This window comes from Halalkalibacter kiskunsagensis, assembly GCF_037027555.1.
In the GTDB taxonomy this organism is placed as follows: Bacteria; Bacillota; Bacilli; order Bacillales; family Bacillaceae_D; genus Halalkalibacter; species Halalkalibacter kiskunsagensis.
This window is the reverse complement of sequence record NZ_JAXBLX010000019.1, coordinates 64,559-84,556: the sequence shown is the minus strand read 5'-3', so window position 1 is coordinate 84,556 and position 19,998 is coordinate 64,559. Positions and strand designations below refer to the sequence as shown.

General features: G+C 39.5%; 15 protein-coding genes and 1 riboswitch. Of the genes, 2 read left to right on the top strand and 13 right to left on the bottom strand.

Features of this window, described 5'->3' with window-relative positions; translation table 11 throughout:
• Positions 1–26: 26 nt before the first annotated feature.
• The 5 genes from SLH51_RS12780 to pgmB form a co-directional block, all read right to left on the bottom strand.
• On the bottom strand, positions 27–770 hold the full coding sequence (locus SLH51_RS12780; protein WP_335961672.1) for a 3'-5' exonuclease: 744 nt from the start codon (positions 768–770) through the stop codon (positions 27–29).
• 1 nt (position 771) lies between these two features.
• Positions 772–1,779 (bottom strand): DUF294 nucleotidyltransferase-like domain-containing protein, encoded by a 1,008-nt coding sequence (locus tag SLH51_RS12775; RefSeq protein WP_335961670.1) that lies wholly within the window; start codon positions 1,777–1,779, stop codon positions 772–774.
• Positions 1,780–1,781: 2 nt separating this feature from the next.
• Complete coding sequence (locus tag SLH51_RS12770; protein ID WP_335961668.1) at positions 1,782–3,047, bottom strand: ammonium transporter; 1,266 nt, start codon at positions 3,045–3,047, stop codon at positions 1,782–1,784.
• A gap of 256 nt (positions 3,048–3,303) precedes the next feature.
• On the bottom strand, positions 3,304–3,969 hold the full coding sequence (locus SLH51_RS12765) for a uracil-DNA glycosylase (RefSeq protein WP_335961667.1): 666 nt from the start codon (positions 3,967–3,969) through the stop codon (positions 3,304–3,306).
• Between the two features lie 142 nt (positions 3,970–4,111).
• The gene (gene pgmB, locus SLH51_RS12760) at positions 4,112–4,792 is read right to left on the bottom strand and encodes a beta-phosphoglucomutase (RefSeq protein ID WP_335961666.1); all 681 of its coding nucleotides are present in this window, start codon (positions 4,790–4,792) and stop codon (positions 4,112–4,114) included.
• Positions 4,793–4,892: 100 nt separating this feature from the next.
• Here pgmB and rarD point away from each other — a divergent pair, with 100 nt between their 5' ends.
• Positions 4,893–5,843, top strand: coding sequence for an EamA family transporter RarD (gene rarD, locus SLH51_RS12755; protein ID WP_390183900.1), 951 nt, complete (start codon positions 4,893–4,895; stop codon positions 5,841–5,843).
• A 172-nt stretch (positions 5,844–6,015) separates the two neighbouring features.
• Here the strand turns inward: rarD and glnA are convergent, their stop codons facing one another.
• From glnA to SLH51_RS12735, 4 genes are all read right to left on the bottom strand, one after another.
• Entirely contained in the window at positions 6,016–7,374 is a 1,359-nt protein-coding gene (gene glnA, locus SLH51_RS12750; RefSeq protein ID WP_335961664.1) for a type I glutamate--ammonia ligase, read from the bottom strand.
• Between the two features lie 409 nt (positions 7,375–7,783).
• Positions 7,784–9,271, bottom strand: coding sequence for a degradosome RNA helicase CshA (cshA, locus tag SLH51_RS12745; RefSeq protein ID WP_335961662.1), 1,488 nt, complete (start codon positions 9,269–9,271; stop codon positions 7,784–7,786).
• A gap of 174 nt (positions 9,272–9,445) precedes the next feature.
• Positions 9,446–11,095 carry a glycoside hydrolase family 13 protein gene (locus SLH51_RS12740; protein ID WP_335961660.1) on the bottom strand — a complete coding sequence of 550 codons (1,650 nt, stop codon included), beginning with the start codon at positions 11,093–11,095 and terminating at the stop codon, positions 9,446–9,448.
• Positions 11,096–11,563: 468 nt separating this feature from the next.
• A complete protein-coding gene (locus SLH51_RS12735) occupies positions 11,564–11,773 on the bottom strand; it encodes a Rossmann-fold NAD(P)-binding domain-containing protein (RefSeq protein ID WP_335961658.1) in 210 nt (69 codons plus the stop codon).
• Positions 11,774–11,864: 91 nt separating this feature from the next.
• On the opposite strand from SLH51_RS12735, the gene SLH51_RS12730 reads away from it, so the two are divergent.
• Entirely contained in the window at positions 11,865–13,409 is a 1,545-nt protein-coding gene (locus SLH51_RS12730; RefSeq protein WP_335961656.1) for an FAD-dependent oxidoreductase, read from the top strand.
• 195 nt (positions 13,410–13,604) lie between these two features.
• Here the strand turns inward: SLH51_RS12730 and SLH51_RS12725 are convergent, their stop codons facing one another.
• The 4 genes from SLH51_RS12725 to SLH51_RS12710 all read right to left on the bottom strand — a co-directional run bounded on the left by SLH51_RS12725 (position 13,605) and on the right by SLH51_RS12710 (position 19,734).
• The gene (locus SLH51_RS12725; RefSeq protein WP_335961708.1) at positions 13,605–13,985 is read right to left on the bottom strand and encodes a VOC family protein; all 381 of its coding nucleotides are present in this window, start codon (positions 13,983–13,985) and stop codon (positions 13,605–13,607) included.
• A gap of 44 nt (positions 13,986–14,029) precedes the next feature.
• The gene (locus tag SLH51_RS12720) at positions 14,030–16,213 is read right to left on the bottom strand and encodes a DNA topoisomerase III (RefSeq protein WP_335961707.1); all 2,184 of its coding nucleotides are present in this window, start codon (positions 16,211–16,213) and stop codon (positions 14,030–14,032) included.
• 736 nt (positions 16,214–16,949) lie between these two features.
• A riboswitch (cyclic di-AMP (ydaO/yuaA leader) is annotated at positions 16,950–17,094 on the bottom strand.
• 51 nt (positions 17,095–17,145) lie between these two features.
• Positions 17,146–18,174 (bottom strand): ion channel, encoded by a 1,029-nt coding sequence (locus tag SLH51_RS12715; protein WP_335961654.1) that lies wholly within the window; start codon positions 18,172–18,174, stop codon positions 17,146–17,148.
• A gap of 384 nt (positions 18,175–18,558) precedes the next feature.
• Entirely contained in the window at positions 18,559–19,734 is a 1,176-nt protein-coding gene (locus tag SLH51_RS12710) for a class I SAM-dependent rRNA methyltransferase (protein ID WP_335961706.1), read from the bottom strand.
• Positions 19,735–19,998: the final 264 nt, after the last annotated feature.

Below are 19,998 nucleotides of genomic sequence, written 5' to 3'. Positions count from 1 at the left end.
CGCTCCCCTCCTCCTTCGCTACCATTCTAAAATTGTGCCGCTCGACCTTTTGCTAGGTAAGAATAAACATCTCGCAATGACTCGAAGCCTTTCTCTTTTGCAAGACGAATGTTTTTTTGCCAAAGTTGTGCGGTTATCAATGCATCTTCCAATGCATGATGACGAGCTTCTACAGGAATATCGTAATAAGCACAACACTCATCCAACGTTACTAACTGATTATTTGGCACAACTATTTTTGTCAAAAACGATGTATCAAGGATCCGGTGTTGAAACGTTGTACGCAGAGTTTGCCATGTCGCATGAGACATAAATTTCTTTTCATGTGATGCATGATGAGCTACCAAAATCGAATGTCCAATAAATTGATAAAAGTCAGATAAGACATCCACTAATGCCGGAGCATCATGTAATTCTTCAGCTGTTAATCCCGTTAAAGCTAGAATTTCATCGGATGGAGTTTTGCTACATTTAACAGTTGAATAGAAAACATCGTCTGTTGCAATCTCACTTCCTACCATTTTTACTGCTCCAATTGAGAGAATACAATCCCCTTTATCAGGGTAAAAACCACTCGTCTCTAGATCAAAGATAATGAATGGCAGCTCGGATAGCGGACGATCTAACACGTCTTCTTGCTTTAGTTCACGCTGAATTTGACGCAAATGAGACAACCTTGCTGCATCAGACTGCTGTTGTAGTGACGTATAGACATTTGGACTTAAACGGCTTGATAGCTGCTTCACCAGCTGCACCATATTATTAATCATGCTAATTCACCCTTTGTATCAACCTTTCGATATTTTGGTACAGTTGATGCCCTTCCTTCACCCAAGCTTTTAACTGTTTCCGTTCATCACGGCTTAATTGTTCAAGAGATAAATGGTGAATCTGTTCATATTGCTTGATTTCCTTCTGCCAAGACAACCTAGCCTCAAGTAACCTCTCAAAAGATTGCTGCACCTGTTTAAATTGCTCGTATTTGGAGGGCAACTGTTGGAATCGTTCAATCGTTGAAGTGGAAAGAATATGCTGTTCAATTGCTAACAACCTTAATCCATTAACATAAGGAAAAAGTACTATTTGTTTAAAATCAAACTTCCCCTTATGCTTTCCTTTTGTTTCAACAAGCAATTGGTTAAACAAACCTAAGCCCTTTTTAAGTCTTCCCGTATTTTCAGTTAATCGTCTTAGTAGGCGAGGTTGACCATGAATCATCTTAAACAAAGTTTGTTTCAACCGCCTGACCATTTCGTATTCTCCGCTAATGGAACGAGCGTCAACAAACGTCAGTATATACCTGAGCGTTTCCCACTTATCTTCGTGCAGCCATGAATTTAACTGTTTTTCCCAATCACTATATGAACAACACCATTTTGGGTTTGAGGCCATAACCTTCCCATCACAGCGCTCATATCCGACTTTTTCAAGAACGTAAACAATCTCTCTTCCAAGGTGAAGAAAATAAGCTTCATCTTCTTCATTGCTACTTTCAAACACAAGTCCATGGTCTTGGTCACTCCAAAATGATTGCTCAAGCCTTCCTCCACTTCCCATTAAAAAGAAAGCAAAGTGAGCAGGCGGCTCGCCCCACTCACTTTCTGTCTTTTCAAGAGCGAGACACACCGCTTTTTCTATGATAAGTTCATGACTACTTTGAAGCGAGGCCGAGGTATGCTCCTGATTATGAATGGTTTGTTGACGCTCTTCATACAAGAGTTTACATCGTGCTGCCCATTCATGATCACCAAAGGTAGGATAAACCTTTGCCCCTGTCATTTTTATGCTCCTGTCTTCTCGTTACCAGGCATGCTTTCTGGGTACCCGTAGCTACCATGTTCACTAAGGTCAAGTCCTACAATCTCTTCTTCCTCAGTTACACGTAAGCCACCACAAACTGCTTTTGTTACGAGTAATAAGATGTAAGAAGCGATAAATGCGAATGCACCACACGCTACAACACTTAACACCTGTACTCCAAGCTGACCAAATCCACCACCGTAAAGTAAACCAGCGCTACCACCGTTCATTGCTGCAAGCTCAGGAGTCGCAAAGAAACCAGTTGAAATGGTTCCCCAAACCCCTGCCACACCATGGACAGATAGAGCAAAGATTGGATCGTCGATACGAGCTTTATCAAAGAATTTCATAGAGAAGAATACGATTAATCCACCGACAATACCAATAACGACCGCCGCCCAAGGAGCTACGAATGCACAAGATGCTGTGATTGCGACTAAACCAGCTAATGCACCGTTTAACATTGTTGGTACATCAGATTTTCCTGTCATTGCCCAAGCAATAAATAGTGCCGCTACCGCACCAGCTGCTGCTGCGAGTTGCGTGTTTAATGCAACATAACCAAAGAATGCATCTGCTACTTCTAATGTACTACCTGCGTTAAATCCGAACCAACCTACCCAAAGAATCAAAACACCTAAAGCTGTATAAACTTGGTTATGACCAGCTAAATCATTTGCTGAACCATCTTTGTTGTATTTACCAAGACGAGGCTTTAATAGAATAGTAGCTGCTAATGCTGCCATTGCCCCTGTTAAGTGAACTACTGTAGAACCTGCAAAGTCTTGCTTTCCTAAATCAGCTAACCATCCGTCACCCCAAATCCAGTGTGCAACGATTGGATAAACAAATGCTGAGAATAGTACTGCGAATACGATGTATGCTGATAATTTTGCACGTTCTGCAAATCCACCAAATGCAATTGTTAATGCGATTGCTGCAAACATTAATTGGAAGAAGAAATCTACTGATCCAACTAGACCTTCATCAGCCGTAGTGAAATCTCCAAAGAAGAAATCTGACAGTCCAATAAATGCGTTCCCTTCCCCGTAAGCAAATCCCCAACCGACTGCCCAATACACAAGTGAGGCAATCCCAATTGTGAAGATGGTTTTTCCTGCAATGTGCCCCGCGTTTTTCATTCGAGTTGAACCTGCTTCTAAAAGAATAAATCCACCTTGCATAAATAATACTAAGACTGCACAAATCATGACCCATAAATTATCCATAAGTGCTAATTCTGTCATTTCTCAACCTCTCCTCTCAGAATGTGTACACGTTAGCGTTAGAGAAGCTAACATCTCTTGTTAGTTCTCATTATACGTACAAAATATTCTGAATCTACTCTATTGTAAGAAAAGCTGACATGCTTTTTGAACTACCTTTATTTATGAAAGGGCTTACTACCTTGTCATAACTAGAATTATAGACATAATAAAAACCTACACATTTTTCGTGTAGGCAAGCGTATGATTGTGCACTGTAGTTAAAGACCTGACATTCTTACTCAATACACCAAGAAATTGGATCCTTTCCATTTTTAATTAAAAGCTGATTAATTTTAGAAAAAGGTCTGCTTCCAAAAAATCCTCGATTGGCTGAAAATGGACTTGGATGAGGTGAATCAATCGTCGCATGCTGTTTATTTGTAATAAGTTCTTTTTTTGCTTGTGCATGTTTTCCCCATAACACGAATATAACTGGCTCACTTCGCTCATTTAATGCTTTAATAACTGCATCGGTAAACAATTCCCACCCTTGGCCTTTATGAGAGGCAGGCCCCTTATGACGAACAGTTAGAACCGTATTTAAGAGCAACACTCCTTGCTTGGCCCACGAAACTAATGATCCGTGTGAAGGAATGTCACAACCAAGATCAGCGTGTAACTCTTTATAGATATTTTTTAACGATGGCGGAATGGCTTCCGTTTGTTTCACAGAAAAACTTAATCCTTGAGCTTGATTCGGTCCATGGTAAGGGTCCTGCCCGATGATTACAACTTTTGTTTTCTGATAAGACGTATACGTAAGGGCGTTAAACACCTCATCTTTGGGAGGGTATACAATATCTTGCCTATATTCATCATTTAAAAAAGTTTTTAACTTATGATAATATTCTTTTTCAAACTCATCCCCAATGACTTTAGCCCAATCATTTGTTACAAACATTCTACTCTCTCCTTCTTCTCTCCTAAACAGTTTAGCATGTCACCTGGTTCTATCAAGGGCTGTGGCGGGTTCCGGTCGTTCACTCTTTGTTTTCTGCTCACAAATACAGGTCTTCGCCCCTCACTCTAACTCTATCATCACGTTAACGATAAAGCGTCCTCTCGTGCTTGTTTAACGCTTTTTCTAATGATGCAACGGTCAATTCTTTCGTCGATGCGATGTAGTAGTCAGCTTTTGTTAAGGCAGGTTCGGCTCCGACGCCAACCGAAAACATCTCCGTTTCCATAATTCCTTTTAAACCCGCCTCTCCATCTTCTATAGCCACACAAGCGGATGGATAAACATCGACAATCTCTGCTGCCTTTAGAAAGATTTCAGGATCTGGTTTGCCTTGTTTTAATGTCGTAACATCAACAATTCCATGAAAATGGTCAACAAGCTCAAGTCTCGTTAGCACAAGATTTGCATTTCGACTTGCTGAAGCAATAACCATTGGGATTCCTCGTTCTTTTAACTCTTCAATAAATGAACGAATACCTGGTTGAGCATCTTCTGTAGTTAAAGAATTTATTAATTCTTTATAGTGGGAATTTTTCAGCTCGCAAAGATGGTCAAATTCTTTGTCCGATAAGGCTACCGCTGCTTTTTCGACAATTGCCTCCACCGTTGCTCTTCGGCTTAATCCTTGAAGTTGCTGGTTCCATTCTTGGCTAAACGCTATTCCGAGTTGATCTGCTACTTTTTTATTAACTATATAGTGCAAGTGAACGGTATTGGATATGACTCCGTCCATATCAAAAATGACTGCTTTCATTTGTTTCATGAGAATTTCCTCCTTTATTTAGTAAATCGAAACTTTCTATAGGCATTTGCAGTTAACTTATGTAAAATAGAGCTACCTGATTTGGAGAGGAAAGATAAAAATGCAACAATCAGAGCATCAAATAGGCGTTCTTGCAGCCATTGGAGCCTATTTACTTTGGGGAGTACTGCCCCTTTATTGGAAACTACTTGAACCAGTCTCAGCTGGTGAAGTACTCGCTCATCGAGTTGTTTGGTCTTTGGTTGTGATGATTCTAATATTAGCTATTCGGAAGCAATTACGATCAGGATGGAAAGAACTCATTTCTATTTTCACTAATTTGCGTTCTGCCATTGGTATTATTGTAGCATCTTGCTTTATTACGTTAAATTGGTTTGTCTTTATTTGGGCGGTAAATAGTGATCGAGTCATTGAAGCCAGTTTAGGCTACTACATTAACCCACTTATTAACGTTCTTCTTGCTATGCTATTTCTGAAAGAGCGCTTTACACGCTGGCAAGCAATCTCATTAGTACTTGCCTTTATCGGTGTGACGGTTATGACGGTTTATTACGGAGTGATGCCTTGGGCCGCTTTAATTCTTGCCTTCTCTTTTGGTATGTATGGCTTAATCAAAAAGCTAGTAAACGTTGGGGCCATGATTGGTTTAACAATTGAAACATTATTGATGACACCATTCGCCTTACTGTTTTTAGTTTGGGTCCACCAGCAACCATCTTATGAAGGATCTTTTGGTTCAATGCAATCAGCGACAACGTGGTTATTAATTGGGGCTGGCGCTGTCACAGCAGTTCCACTTCTTCTATTTGCAATAGGAGCAAGACGTATTTCTCTATCGCTTATTGGCTTTTTGCAATACATCGGACCAACGATCATGTTACTACTTGGAATCTTTTTATACAATGAACCTTTTTCAGTTGTTCAATTTATTGCCTTTGTCTTCATTTGGATAGGATTACTTATCTTCACTACTTCAAAAACAACCCTTTTTAAGAAAATGACCAAAAATCTGTTCCATAAACCAAGTGAACAAAAACAAAAAGCATGCTAAGTTGAGCAGCATGTAACATATCCTAATAACAAAATGGCAGGTGAGAAAATAGCTCAACTATAGGCCACTGCAAAAGGTTGCTTTTTACCTTTTGCAGTGGCCTTTAAAGAAGTACTCCTACGAATTAAAGGGAGTTCGAGAAGGCAATAGCCTTCTCGAACTCCCTTATCTATTAAAATTTAGATTGGTAAGTTGCAACTTCCCAGTCTGTAACAGCTAAACGGAAATCGTCACACTCAGCTTTTTTCAATGCAACATACTCACCGAAAGCATGTTCTCCGAATGTTTTACGGCCAATTTCACCTGTTTTGAAGCGTTCAAGCGCAGCCTCTAGGCTAGTTGGTAGATTTTCAATACCACGAGCTTCAAGTTCTTCTTCGCTCATGTGGAAAATATCAGCATTTGTAGCTGGAGATACTGTTAATTCACTATCAACACCGTCTAAACCAGCAGCTGCAATAATGGCAAATGCAAAGTAAGGGTTAGCAGACGGATCTGGACAACGAATTTCTACACGAGTACCAGCGCCACGTGTTGCAGGAATACGAACTAAAGCAGAACGGTTAGATGCAGACCATGCAATGTAGCAAGGTGCTTCATATCCAGGTACTAAACGCTTATAAGAGTTTACTAGTGGATTTGTTACTGCAACGAAATCTTTTACATTATCCATTAATCCAGCAATAAATTGATATGCTTTTTCTGATAGTCCAAGTTCATTAGACGCATCATAGAAAGCATTCTCTTGCTTTTCAGTATCAAATAATGAGATGTTTACATGCATTCCACTACCGTTTTCACCAGCAAGTGGCTTCGGCATAAATGTAGCATGGTAACCAAATTGTTGAGCAACTGTTTTAACAACCCACTTGTAAGTTGTAGCTGCATCAGCAGAACCTAGCGCATCAGCATACTTGAAGTTAATCTCATGTTGACCAATCGCTACCTCATGGTGAGAAGCTTCGATTGTGAAGCCCATCATTTTCAAAGCTTTATAGATTTCAAGACGTACTTTTTCACCTAAGTCTTTTGGTGATGGCTCAAAGTAACCACCCACGTCTTGTGTGTCCAATGTTGGTTGACCATTCTCATCTGTCTTAAATAAGAAGAACTCAAGCTCAGGTCCAACACTGATTGAATAACCTTGGTCAGCTGCACGCTTAACTGTTTTTTTCAAAACATTACGTGGGTCACCATCAAAGTCTGAACCATCAGGCTTTTTTACACTACATAAGAAACGTGCTTCTGAATAGCCTTCTTGTTCTGTCCAAGGCAACACTGCAAAAGTTGTTAAATCAGGATCTAAGTAAAGATCTGATTCATTAATTGGTGTAAAACCAGTAATAGAAGAACCATCAAACATAACCTTTCCATCTACTACTTGATCTATTTGTTCAGCTGTAACTGTAACATGTTTAAGTGTTCCCTCAATATCAACGAATTGCACGTGAAGAAGTTCTACATTTTTTGCTTCGATTGTTTCCTTAATAGTCGCAACTAGACTTTCTCTTGTCGGTGTAGATACTGCCATTTTTAAACACTTCCTTTTCATGTAATAATATGTGACATCGTTTTGTTATGTATTACTTTATGATGTTGCTTAACTTTTCGCAATTAGTATGTCAGATAATCTCACATAGAATATGAAAAATGTTATGGTGTCTTAACCAGCATAAATTGCATTATTAAAGCAATGAAAAGGCTTTCTTGTATGAGAATTTTCTTATAACTTTTTTCTTATTGAACTTTGCTCACCGATTACAAAACAAGGTAATTATTCCTAGTTATGCTAAAAGGAAGGCCACTGCAAAACTAATCTTACTATAACAAGGAGATTACGCTTGGACAATCATAGTTTGGTTTATATGATCAACGGAAAACAATGTAAAGTAAGAAAAAAGCTAACTTCCTTTAATAAGGAAGCTAGCTTTTCTTATAAGTTATGCATTCTTTGACTTACGTTGTTGTCCGCCTTGACGACGAGCTCCACGATCATCTTTGCCACGATATTGGCCTCTACGACGATCATCACGCTCACGACGCTGACGGTATGGTTTGCCACTTCCGCCACTTCCGCCACTTCCGCCGCCGCCATGACGTTTTTTCACACGTAATGGTGCTTCTCCTGTTAAACGAACTGGAGTTGTATCCGGTTCTTTTGTCAGAAGCTTTAATGCAGCTGCAAGAGCAGTTGCTGCATCTGTTTCTTGAAGTAAATCTTTTGCAGCCTTACGATAGTTGTCTGCATCACCACTAGCAATAAGGGAACGTAATTGTTCCACCGCAAGTTCTTGCTGACCTTTAATCGCTTGTTCATGTGTTGGCTTTTGAACTTTCGCCATTTTTTTCTTAGACACTTGTTCAATTACTCTCACATGATCCATTTCACGAGGTGTAGCAAACGTAAGTGCTAATCCAGACTTTCCAGCACGTCCTGTACGACCAATACGGTGAACATAACTTTCTGGATCTTGTGGAAGGTCAAAGTTATAAACATGTGTAACACCACTAATATCAAGACCACGTGCTGCTACATCTGTTGCAACTAACACATCGATCAAACCGCCCTTAAATTTACGAAGAACGCTATCTCGTTTTGCTTGATTTAAATCTCCATGAATTCCTTCTGCACGGTATCCGCGTTTGATTAACGCTTCTGATAACTCATCAACCCGTCTTTTTGTACGACCAAAAACGATCGCAAGCTCTGGAGAATGAATATCCATGAAACGGCTTAACACATCAAACTTTTCTTTCTCATGAACTTCCACATATTGCTGTTCAATGTTTTCCATTGTTACTTCTTTCGATTTAACAGCAATCAATTGTGGGTTAGACATAAACTGTTGCGCAAGCTTCTCGATACGTTTTGGCATTGTCGCTGAAAATAAAAGAGTTTGACGTTCAGTTGGAACCTCTTTTAAAATCGTTTCAATGTCTTCAATGAAACCCATATTCAGCATTTCATCAGCTTCATCTAGGACAACCATACCTACTTCATTCAGACGAATTGTCTTTCTTCTCATATGATCCATTAAGCGACCAGGTGTAGCTACTACTACGTGTGGCTTGCGTTTCAAATCAGTGATTTGTTTACGCATGTCCTGGCCACCATACACGACAACCGTACGAACACCTTTATGCTTACCAAATGTAACGAGTGACTCTGCGACTTGATTCGCAAGCTCTCGTGTAGGGGCAAGGATAAGTGCTTGAATATGTGGTTCTTCAACATTAATTCGGTTAACTAGCGGAATACCGAATGCACCTGTTTTCCCTGTGCCCGTTTGCGCTTGCCCAATAATGTCTTTACCTTCTAATGCTGTTGGAATCGTTTCTGTTTGAATCGGTGTTGCTTCTTCAAATCCCATCTCTGTTACTGCTCGAACCACTTTCTGGTCCAAGTTAAAGTCATAAAAAGTTGCCAAATATATAATCTCCTTTATTGGTGAATTCACCATGTTTCTAAATGTAAAACATCTTCAATAATATCATGCCCACGCACAAATAACAATATGTCTTGTAAAATAATTACTTCGTGTACTCAGATCAGACCTCTCTTTTGCACGAAAAAGCCACTAGAGAGGTCCACCCCGCACACGTTACAAGCGATAAACCCTTGATTCATACGGTTGCATTTTTGTAAGGGATTTCCCTTTTCCTCCGCTCACAAGTAGCAATTCTGCCTTCCCCAATAGATCAAGATCAAAGGTTGTTTTCTCGCCGAATACATTTACAAGTACAAGAAACTGCTCATCACCTAACGTCCTTGTATAACCATATATATGATCATGGTCAGGAAGAATTAGATCATATGTTCCATAAACAAGACCTTCATGATCTTTCCGTAACCTAATTATCGCTCGATAATGCGACAGAATTGAACCTTTTTCGTTTAATTGCTTTTCAACATTGATTTTTTTATAATTTGGGTTTACCCCTAGCCACGTATGTGTTGCTGTTGAAAATCCACTTTGTTTCTTTTTATTCCACTGCATCGGTGTTCTTGAGTTGTCGCGTCCTTGTTTCCAAACAACTTCCATTACTTCTTCGTGACTCCGTCCTTTCTCTGTTTGAATCCGGTAAAAATTTTTCATACTTACATCGTCATAATCTGATATATGAGGAAATTCCACATTCGTCATGCCAATTTCCTGTCCTTGATAAATAAACGGTGTTCCTTGCATAAAAAAGAACATCGTAGCTAATGCTTTCGCACTTTCCTTCCAATATTCCTTATCATTTCCCCAGGTTGAAACACTTCTTGGCTGGTCATGGTTCTCAAGAAATAACGCGTTCCATCCGCATCCCTCTAACCCTTTTTGCCACTTCGTTAACGTTGCTTTTAACGAAGGCAAATCAAGTTTTCCACCAGTTTCTTTGCCCCATAAGTCTAGATGTTCAAATTGAAACACCATATTAAACGCACCCTTGTCTTCACTGACCCACAAGTCAGACCCTTCAACACTTACACCATTCGCTTCGCCAACGGTCACCACATCATAATTGGCAAATGTTTCTAGTTTCATCTCTTGCAGAAATTCATGAATGCCCTCTTTATTCATATGCCCTGCAAATGATGGAACATAATCAAGGTTATCCGGATTTGGAAGGTCTGGCAGACCATTTATTTTTTTTATATGAGAAATGGCATCAACTCTAAACCCATCAATCCCTTTTTCCATCCACCAATTCATCATCTGATAAAGAGCTTTCCTTACTTCTTCGTTTTCCCAATTTAAATCAGGTTGTTTCGTTGAAAACAAATGCATATAATACTGCTCAGTCGCTTCATCAAACTCCCAAGCAGAACCACTAAATATAGACTCCCAGTTATTTGGTTCGCTTCCATCTTCCTTGGGGTTTCGCCAAATATACCAATCGCGCTTCTCATTATCCTTTGATGATTTTGACTCAATAAACCAAGGGTGTTCATCTGACGTATGATTAATAACCAAATCAATGATAAGTTTCATTCCACGCTTATGAACCTCATCTAACAATTCGTCAAAGTCCTCCATTGTTCCGAACTCTTCCATAATCGCTTGATAATCACTAATATCATATCCATTGTCATCATTTGGTGATTGATACATAGGACAAATCCAAATGACATCGACTCCAAGCTCATTAATATAATCTAGCTTCTCAATCATTCCCTGCAAATCACCAATCCCGTCACCATTCGAATCCATAAAACTACGTGGGTACACTTGATACACGACTGCTTCTTTCCACCAAATTCTCCTCATCGCTTCCCCCTACACACTTTTTTGATTCGAAAGCTGTTTGATGCAATCAGACACATATATATACCTATGCTGATTCGAATTGTTTAGAGCAATAATATCATCGCCCTCACAACATCCTTTGAAAAAAAAACGCTTCCTATTTAGATAAACGTCTTATTAATAAGGGGTTTATCAGCTTTGCTCCGTATTCTCCTATTTTTACGTCTACATGGATTTCCGACGAGGACCAAGCAATACGGATGGACGCAGGATATGAAGATGGTCAAACCCGAGTGTCATTCGTTCTTGTTCCACCCCCCCTTTCACTCGACTATAAAAAAACAGAGAGTGCGAATTGACTCCCATTGAACAACGATATATTGCTTTGCTCTTTTTCCCGTGCACTCTTTGCCACTTTTACTGGCAATTCAAGATCAACCTGTTAAGTGCTTCTTTCGTTTTCGCCTTTTTGATCGTTGTCCCTATACATCAAAACACATTATCCACATGTGGATAACTTTCCGGAGGACTCGATTCTAATTCACCCACCCGTATATTCACATGTGGATCATCAATGTCGATCGTTTTACGAACAAACAAATGAATGTCTTGATACGCCGGGTGCTGCCTTAACTTAGCAACTAGTGACTTTCCGATTAAACCTGTTGCACCGATCACAAGTGCTGATCTTTGTTTCATAGTTACACCTCTTTGTTCACAAAATTACGTACATGAAATCGTCTCTGTTGGTTACATTATGAAAAACAAGTGTGACCTAGGAGGAATACATATGCCAGATGATTTTACTCTAGAAGGTTCAAAACTCCCAGAGCATCCTGAGCCTTATTGGCGCGATTCGGTTGATCTACAAAGCTTCTCTCCTTTAGAAGAAGACCTACGTGTAGACGTCGCCATCATTGGTGGTGGAATTTCAGGAATCACAACCGCCTATCTTCTCCAAAAAGAAGGAGTAAAAGTAGCGCTTCTTGAAGCTGACAAGCTTCTTAACGGTACAACCGGACACACCACAGCCAAAATAACTGCACAACACGGAGCTATTTACAATGAATTCATCGCTCATCTAGGAAAAAAGAAAGCGAAACTTTATTACGACGCCGCAACAGATGCGCTTCATTTCATCGAGAATCTTGTAAAAGAAGAAACCATTGATTGCGATTTTTCTAAAGAAGATGCCTACTTGTATACGACAACAAACCGAGGTGTGAGCAAACTTGAAAAAGAAAATGATGCCTACAAAGAGCTTGGAATCAAAGGAGGATTGGTTGACTCTATCCCTTTAAAGGTACCAACAAAAGCAGCGCTCGTCATGAACGATCAAGCTCAGTTTCATCCACTTAAATACTTATCTCATCTAGTAACAGCCTTTATCGAAAATGGGGGCAAGGTCTTTGAACATACTGTTGCAATTGATGTCAAAGATAATCCTAAGCCTACTGTTGTGACGAAACATGGAGCAAAAGTTGTTGCTGAATCCATCGTCGTTGCTTCTCATTTTCCGTTTTACGATGGCGGTCTTTACTTTTCAAAAATGTATGCAGAACGTTCCTATGTACTAGCAGCAAAAGTGCCCAAAGATGAGTGTCCTGATGGGATGTATTTAAGCGTCGATTCCCCTTCACGCTCATTGCGTTACACGATGGTTAATGGCGAAAAGTACGCACTTATTGGTGGCGAAGAACACAAAACCGGGCAAGGAATTGACACCATGTACCATTACGAAGCACTTGAACAATTTGGAATGGAGATATTTCCGACAGCCGACATTCGCTACCGCTGGTCCGCACAAGATTTAGTGACATTAGATAAAGTCCCATACATCGGAAAAATGTCGCGAATGCATCCAAACATTTATGTTGCAACCGGCTATAGAAAATGGGGAATGACCAACGGAACCGTAGCTGCTTTACTCATAACCGATTTGATCCAGCAAAGAAAAAATGCGTACGAACTGTTATACCGTCCTTCTCGTTTCGTCTCTGATCCAAGTATCAGACACTTTATCGCACAAAATAGTGATGTTGCAAAACAATTGCTCCAAGGGAAGTTTGACCAAAGCGACAAACATCCAGAAGATGTAGAAAAAGATGAGGCTGCTGTTGTCAATGTAGGCGGCAAACGCGCTGGGGCTTATCGTGATAGCGACGGATGCTTGCACGTCGTTGATACGACTTGTACCCATATGGGCTGTGAAGTGCACTGGAATCACGGCGATCGCTCATGGGACTGTCCATGTCACGGTTCTAGGTTTTCTTATGATGGAGAAGTCATGGAAGGGCCTGCAAAAAAACCATTAACGAAAATAGATGTGGAGTAAATAAAGAATTTGATATCAAAGCCACACTTCTTTCCTATAACTAAAAAGCACATCCACTTTCCAAACCAAAGTGGATGTGCCTTTACTTTTTTACTCTCCGATTAGATAGTTCCTTTTCGCACTTTTAAAACGCCTTTTCAGCGCAGAAAAATCCCATAATTAGGTATTAATAACTAACTCTAGTCACCCTCATCCTTAATCGATCGGCTGTTCTACATGTAATTCAATAATATTTCCATCTGGATCACAGCAAAAGATTTGAGCAAATCCACTTTTGCTATTCGGCTTCTCAACAATTTCTACTTCATGGCGCTTAAGCCATTCAGCTGTTTTATGATAATCATCCACCCTGAGCGCAAAATGTGGTCCTCGTGAATCAATCTTACGCTCTTTCGATAGATTGTTACAGGCAATCAAGTGCAGCTGCTGCCCTTCACCAATTTTAAACCATGCCCCTTCAAAACCAAAATCAGGCCGCTTACTTTCTTCCAAACAAAGAATGTCACGATAAAAGGCTTTTGCCTTTATCACATCTGATACTTGAAGACTGACATGGTGAAGCATCATTGCTTTCATCAAAACGATCATCTCCTTCTTATCTATTAATCAAACTGAATCGCCTACTCTTTCAAATTCAATTTTGCAAGAGCATCTGCTAAGGCATTATTCGAAAACTCTTCTTTGTTTTGTTTTTTCATGTAATTTGACACTTCACGTTTTGAGACTTTTTTATTTTGGTTATTCTTACGTCTTTCTTGAAAGGTTGATAGCTTTTCCCGATGACCGCATACACAAGCAAACGTTTGTCCTTCGCCTTCGCCCCAAATCTCTAGTTTTTTCTTGCACTTTGGACAACGAGCATTTGTTACTTTTGAAATGTTTTTCTTATACCCACACCCTGGATCTTGACAAACACGTCGTTTTCCATGCTTTGATTTCACTTCAAGAAGCAACTTCCCGCAATCTGGGCAAGGACTTCCTGTTACATTATCATGTTTAAACGATTTCTCACTTTGTTTAATAGACGTGACGATGTCCGTCGCGTATTGCTTCATTTCTGCGACGAATGTCTGTTTATCAAGCTTGCCTTTTGCAATCAGATCTAGCTTTTGTTCCCATTCTGCGGTTAGCGCTGGAGATTGTAAGTCATCAGGAACAAGGTCAAGAAGTTGTCTTCCTTTTCCTGTTACGTGTAAATACTTGCCTCTTTTCTCGACTAAATGAGTGTTTAACAGTTTTTCAATAATATCCGCTCTCGTCGCTACAGTGCCAATCCCACCCGTTTTCCCAAGGGTTGCAGCTAAATCCTTGTTATGACTTTCTAAATACACACTCGGTTTCTCCATCGCAGATAACAACGTTCCCTCAGTTAAATGCTCAGGTGGCTGCGTCTGGCCTGGAGTAATTGTTACTTCCTTCACACTGACACTTTGACCAACCGTTAATTTGGGAAGCAGTTGATCTTTGGCGCCATCGTTTTCTATCGAGTCATCTGCATAGACCACTTTCCACCCTAGATTTTTCATTTGTTTCCCGTTGACCACAAGTTGCTCAGACTCGACTGTTGCAATCACTGTTGTCTGTTCATACTCATAAGCGTCAAAAAAAGCGGCCAAAAACCTGCGAACAATCAATCGATAAATCTTCGTTTCTTTTTCACTTAACGCAGTCTCACTCGGTGACTGTTCCGTTGGGATAATGGCATGGTGGTCCGATACTTTTTGATCATTAATACAAGCAAGGTTTTTATTGATTTTCTCACGTTTCACTTGTGAAACAATTTTTCTAAATGGCTGAATGTCACATGCTTTTATTCGTTCAGCTAACGTATCGACCATATCGGTTGATACGTAACGTGAATCAGTTCTCGGATACGTGATCACTTTGTGCTGCTCGTATAAGCGCTGAATGATCGAGAGCGTTTCCTTGGCAGAATAGCCAAACCGTTTGTTTGCTTCTCTTTGTAGCTCTGTTAAGTCATATAAAAGAGGTGCGGGTGTTTTTTTTGTTGTCGTTTGGACATCGCTAACGTTCCCGGTTTTGCCCTTTATCCGCTCGTAAATCGTTTTTGCTTTCGTTTCATCAAACATTCGACGTTCATTTGTTTTCTTATCAGTCCAATCAAAAGTTAAACCATCCTTCATTTTCACCGACAGCTGTTTAAATGGAACCGGCTTAAACGTTTGAATGTCTTTTTCTCTTTTAGCAATCATCGCAAGTGTTGGTGTTTGAACACGTCCACATGAAAGTTGGGCATTAAACTTTGTTGTTAATGCTCTTGTCCCGTTCATCCCAACATACCAATCGGCCTCCGAGCGGGCCACCGCTGAATGATACAGTCCTTCAAACCCCTTGGCATTTTTCAAATTCTGGAATCCTTCTTTAATCGCACGATCAGTGACTGATGAAATCCATAAGCGTTTCAATGGCTTTGTGACATGGACCTTCTCAAGGATCCACCTTGCAACAAGTTCCCCTTCTCTTCCTGCATCCGTTGCAATAATGATTTCCCCAACATCTTTACGCTTGAGCTGCGCTTTCACAGCATGGAACTGTTTGCTCGTTTGTTTCATAACGACCAAATTCAATTGCTTCGGAAGCATCGGCAAATCTTCTAGCCTCCATGTTTTGTATTGATCTCCATAACTCTCAGGCTCTGCCAACGTGACCAAATGCCCTAAAGCCCATGTAACAATGTATCGATCTCCTTCAAAAAATCCATTCCCTTTACGCCCACAATTCAGCACTCGTGCAATATCACGAGCCACCGAAGGCTTCTCCGCTAACACAACTGACTTCTGCATCAAAAACATCCCTTTCCAATCTACTCCCCCCATGATAGCACTCTAAAATAGAGAAAGTCCAAAAAGGTCGCACTTTGACCTTTTTGGACTTTCTCGAAGCAATGTGCGGAGCCGACGTTATCTTTTAAGCCTTTTTGAACGCTCTTCTCAAAAAGGCGCACGACGGTGGAGCCATTGCCACTTCCTCAAAAAGGTCGCACTTTGACCTTTTTGGACTTTCTCGAAGCAATTTTTGTTGGAATCGATCTAAAAGTAGTTATAGGCTACCTAAATTTTCCGCATTTTTGTTACTATAAAGCAAAAGATGATATATACATAACGCTAGCTACTAGCAAACGTTTCACGTGAAACATTATGAGGTTGGTTAGCTCGCAAGGCTGATAATGCTATAATGAGACCAGTTTTAGCCCAACCGAAGCAATTATGATTAAACTTAAAAAGAAAATTCTCTTCCTGCTTTTCGATTCCCCGTATAAACCATTCCTATTGACCATCCGGTCGCACAATTAGAGCCGGTAGAACAAAGATTTTGTGAAATATCGTTACATCGAGGGTGAAGAAACGAGTATCGAAATGGGTTACGGTGAAAAGCATGTTTTTACTATTAGGAAGAGCGTTTTTAACTAGATTAAAAAATAACGGTCACATTTGTTACTGGTTACCCAATGACTTTTTATCTGCAACTCCAAACTTCTCCTTTTTTCTCCAAATAAAAAAAGACCATCACAAAGAATGGTCCCAAAATCATAACGCTTACGAGATTAGCTGTCGGATTAGAGACTAAGAGTATCCCCTCTTACAAAGTAAGATTCACCCCAAGATGATAAATTACTCATCAAAAATGGTTCCCCCGCTCAATAATGATTAAGCGAATAAAGGTTTATATTTAATTTTAACTATTAGTGAATTTACTCCTCTTTATGGAACTTGTCCTACCGAATGTTCATGATTTTTTCATATGATTCCTTACTACATATGACGTAAAGCTCTGCTTCAGCAGGAATGCGATCTTCCAATTTAGAAAGAATGTTAAAGTCATTTCTATCAGAAATTAAATTTGCTCCTAGCTTTTTTAAATCTTCAAAAGCATCATTATATGTACCCCAAATTTGTTTTTTCTTTATTTTACGAATATCTACACCGCTTCTTCTACTTAGGAGTTCCATAATCAGTTTACTTGATCCTTTATCAACTGCAGCTTTAGCCATGAGATCAGATAGTGCCTCATCTGCAATAATAAACTCGTCAACATTGGCATGTTCGAAATTTGATATGTGCTTTTCTTTGAGAATCTCAACAATAGTATAAATCTCTTTATTCATTTCTACAGCATAACTCTCAATAGATGAGACGATTAACAACGATTGTCCATCTGCAGTGACAGGATTAAATTCACTATCTCTTGTGAAAATTAAAACAGCCTTCGCTGTGAGGATATTGGCTTTGTCTAATGTTTCAATATCTGTGGGGTCTCCTTGTATATAAAAAAATCTTTCGTGCTCGATCGGTGATTTTTCTAATGAATCAATAACAAGGATTTTGGCATATTCATCAATTTCCATTATCTCGTTCATCGTATGCTTTGCTTTATTCGTCCACCCGATGATGACATAATGATTCTTACCCTTATATCTCAATTTTCCTTCCTCCTTTAATTTGCGATAGATACCGAAACCCTCAACAATTTTCCCAATGACAATCCCAATTAAACCAATCCCTACTAAATATAAAAAAAGTCCAAAAACACGACCGATTGTTGTTTCTGGCACAAAGTCTCCATACCCTGTTGTCGTGACGGTTGTCATAACATACCAAAACCCAATAAAAGGGGTAACAAAGATTTCTGGTTCTAACCAATGCATGATGAAGGCGCTACTTATTAAGAAGAGGACTGTTATAAACAGAAGGGTTAACTTTTTTATTCTGACAGTCATTTTCATGATTTCAAATATAAACAGCATTTAATAACCTCCTTTAGACCTTTAGAACTTACAATCTTATTATATTTCCCTGTCTAAGCTGAAAATATAAAGAGAACTAATGAAAGACGAGAAGAATTATATTCATAACTTTAAGGCATTGGAATAGGAAAAGGTATGAGAGGATTTAACTCTAAATATTAATTTGTGAAATGTTACAATTAAAGCAACGGGTGCTTTCGTACAAGAAGAAATGAACATATGAGTAAAAACGCACAGATTTCAAATCTGTGCGTTTTTGTGTGCTAATTTCAATGTGATTTGCACTGTTATTTACGTTGTGAATTCACATTTCCCCTCCCGAAACTGAATCCCTTAGTCGTCATCCCTCCCCCTTACTTCTTTTTAAATCAGAGAGTCTTACAGTCAACCTACCTTTTTTATAAACAATACCTTTAAGTAATTCCCTTCACGAAACGACTTACTCGTTTTGAAATCCTTTGGTAGACGGTACTCCTCAAGAATTTGAAAAGCCATTTTTTCTTTAGCAAATGCCTCTTTCACAAACGATTGGAACTTTTCCATTGAAAACGTACTGCAGTTTGTCGAGGCAACGATCACACCATTTTTTTCTGTAATTGAAATCACATCTTGTAACAAGCCAGTATAGTCTTTCGCTGCACTAAACGTATGTTTTTTCGATCGTGCAAAACTAGGCGGATCTAAAATCACGAGATCAAACGTCTTTTCCTTTTTCTTTGCATATTTAAAATAGTTAAATACATCCATCACAACGATGTCTTGTGCTTCATAATCGAGTCCATTCACACTAAATTGCTCTATTGTTTTCGCGTGACTGCGCTTCGCTAAATCAACACTTGTTGTTTTAGTCGCTCCACCAAGTGCTGCCGCTACCGAGAAGGCACCTGTATAAGAGAAGGTATTTAGAACCTCTTTTCCTTTGGCATACTCCTCACGAATTCGGTTGCGAACGTCACGTTGGTCAAGAAATACCCCGACCATTGGGCCATCATTCAAATAGACCGCAAAGGTGATGCCATTTTCTTTCACTAGTAGTGGAAACTCTCCCCGTTCCCCTGTCACAAAGTCATCGTCTTCTACATACTGCCCTTTGCTAGCAAAACGTTTCTTTTCATATACACCTTTGTAAGTTACAACACGTCTTAAAGCATTGTACACGTCATCACGGAAACAGTAGATCCCTTCGCTATACCAAGTACACACATAATAGCCATCATAATAATCAATCGTTAACCCACCGATTCCATCGCCTTCTCCATTCAAAACACGGAACGCCGTCGTCTGCTTATCAGAAAACAAAGAAGATCTTTCATCTAAAGCGGCTTGAATTTTCCGACTGAAAAAATCCGTATCAATTGACTCGTTCTCCCACTTGGTTAACATCCATCCAATTCCTTTATTTTGTTTTCCGTAATAACCTTTTCCAATAAAAGCTCCCGATTCGTCGACAAATCGAAGAACCGACCCTTCATCTCCGAGCTTTGCTTTTTCACTTAAAGCTCCTTGTTCCACTAAAGGATACCCCTTCTTCAATTTATCAGAGAATCTTTTTTTAATCATTACTGTCTGTTCATTCACAACGACAACCACCCAATCTACCCTTAGTTTGATTGCTTCGATTATATCATGGAAGAGGCTGGACTTATAATCGAGCTACCGATAGAGTATTTAACTATGTTATCGTTTAAGTTAAAGAAAACTTGAGGGGGATCATATGATTTTTATTTTTTTGATAATTATCTTACTAGTTTTCGTATGGGATTTTGCCAAATTACGAGAGCAAAACAAGAAAATCATCGAACAAAATTACCTAATCATTAGTCT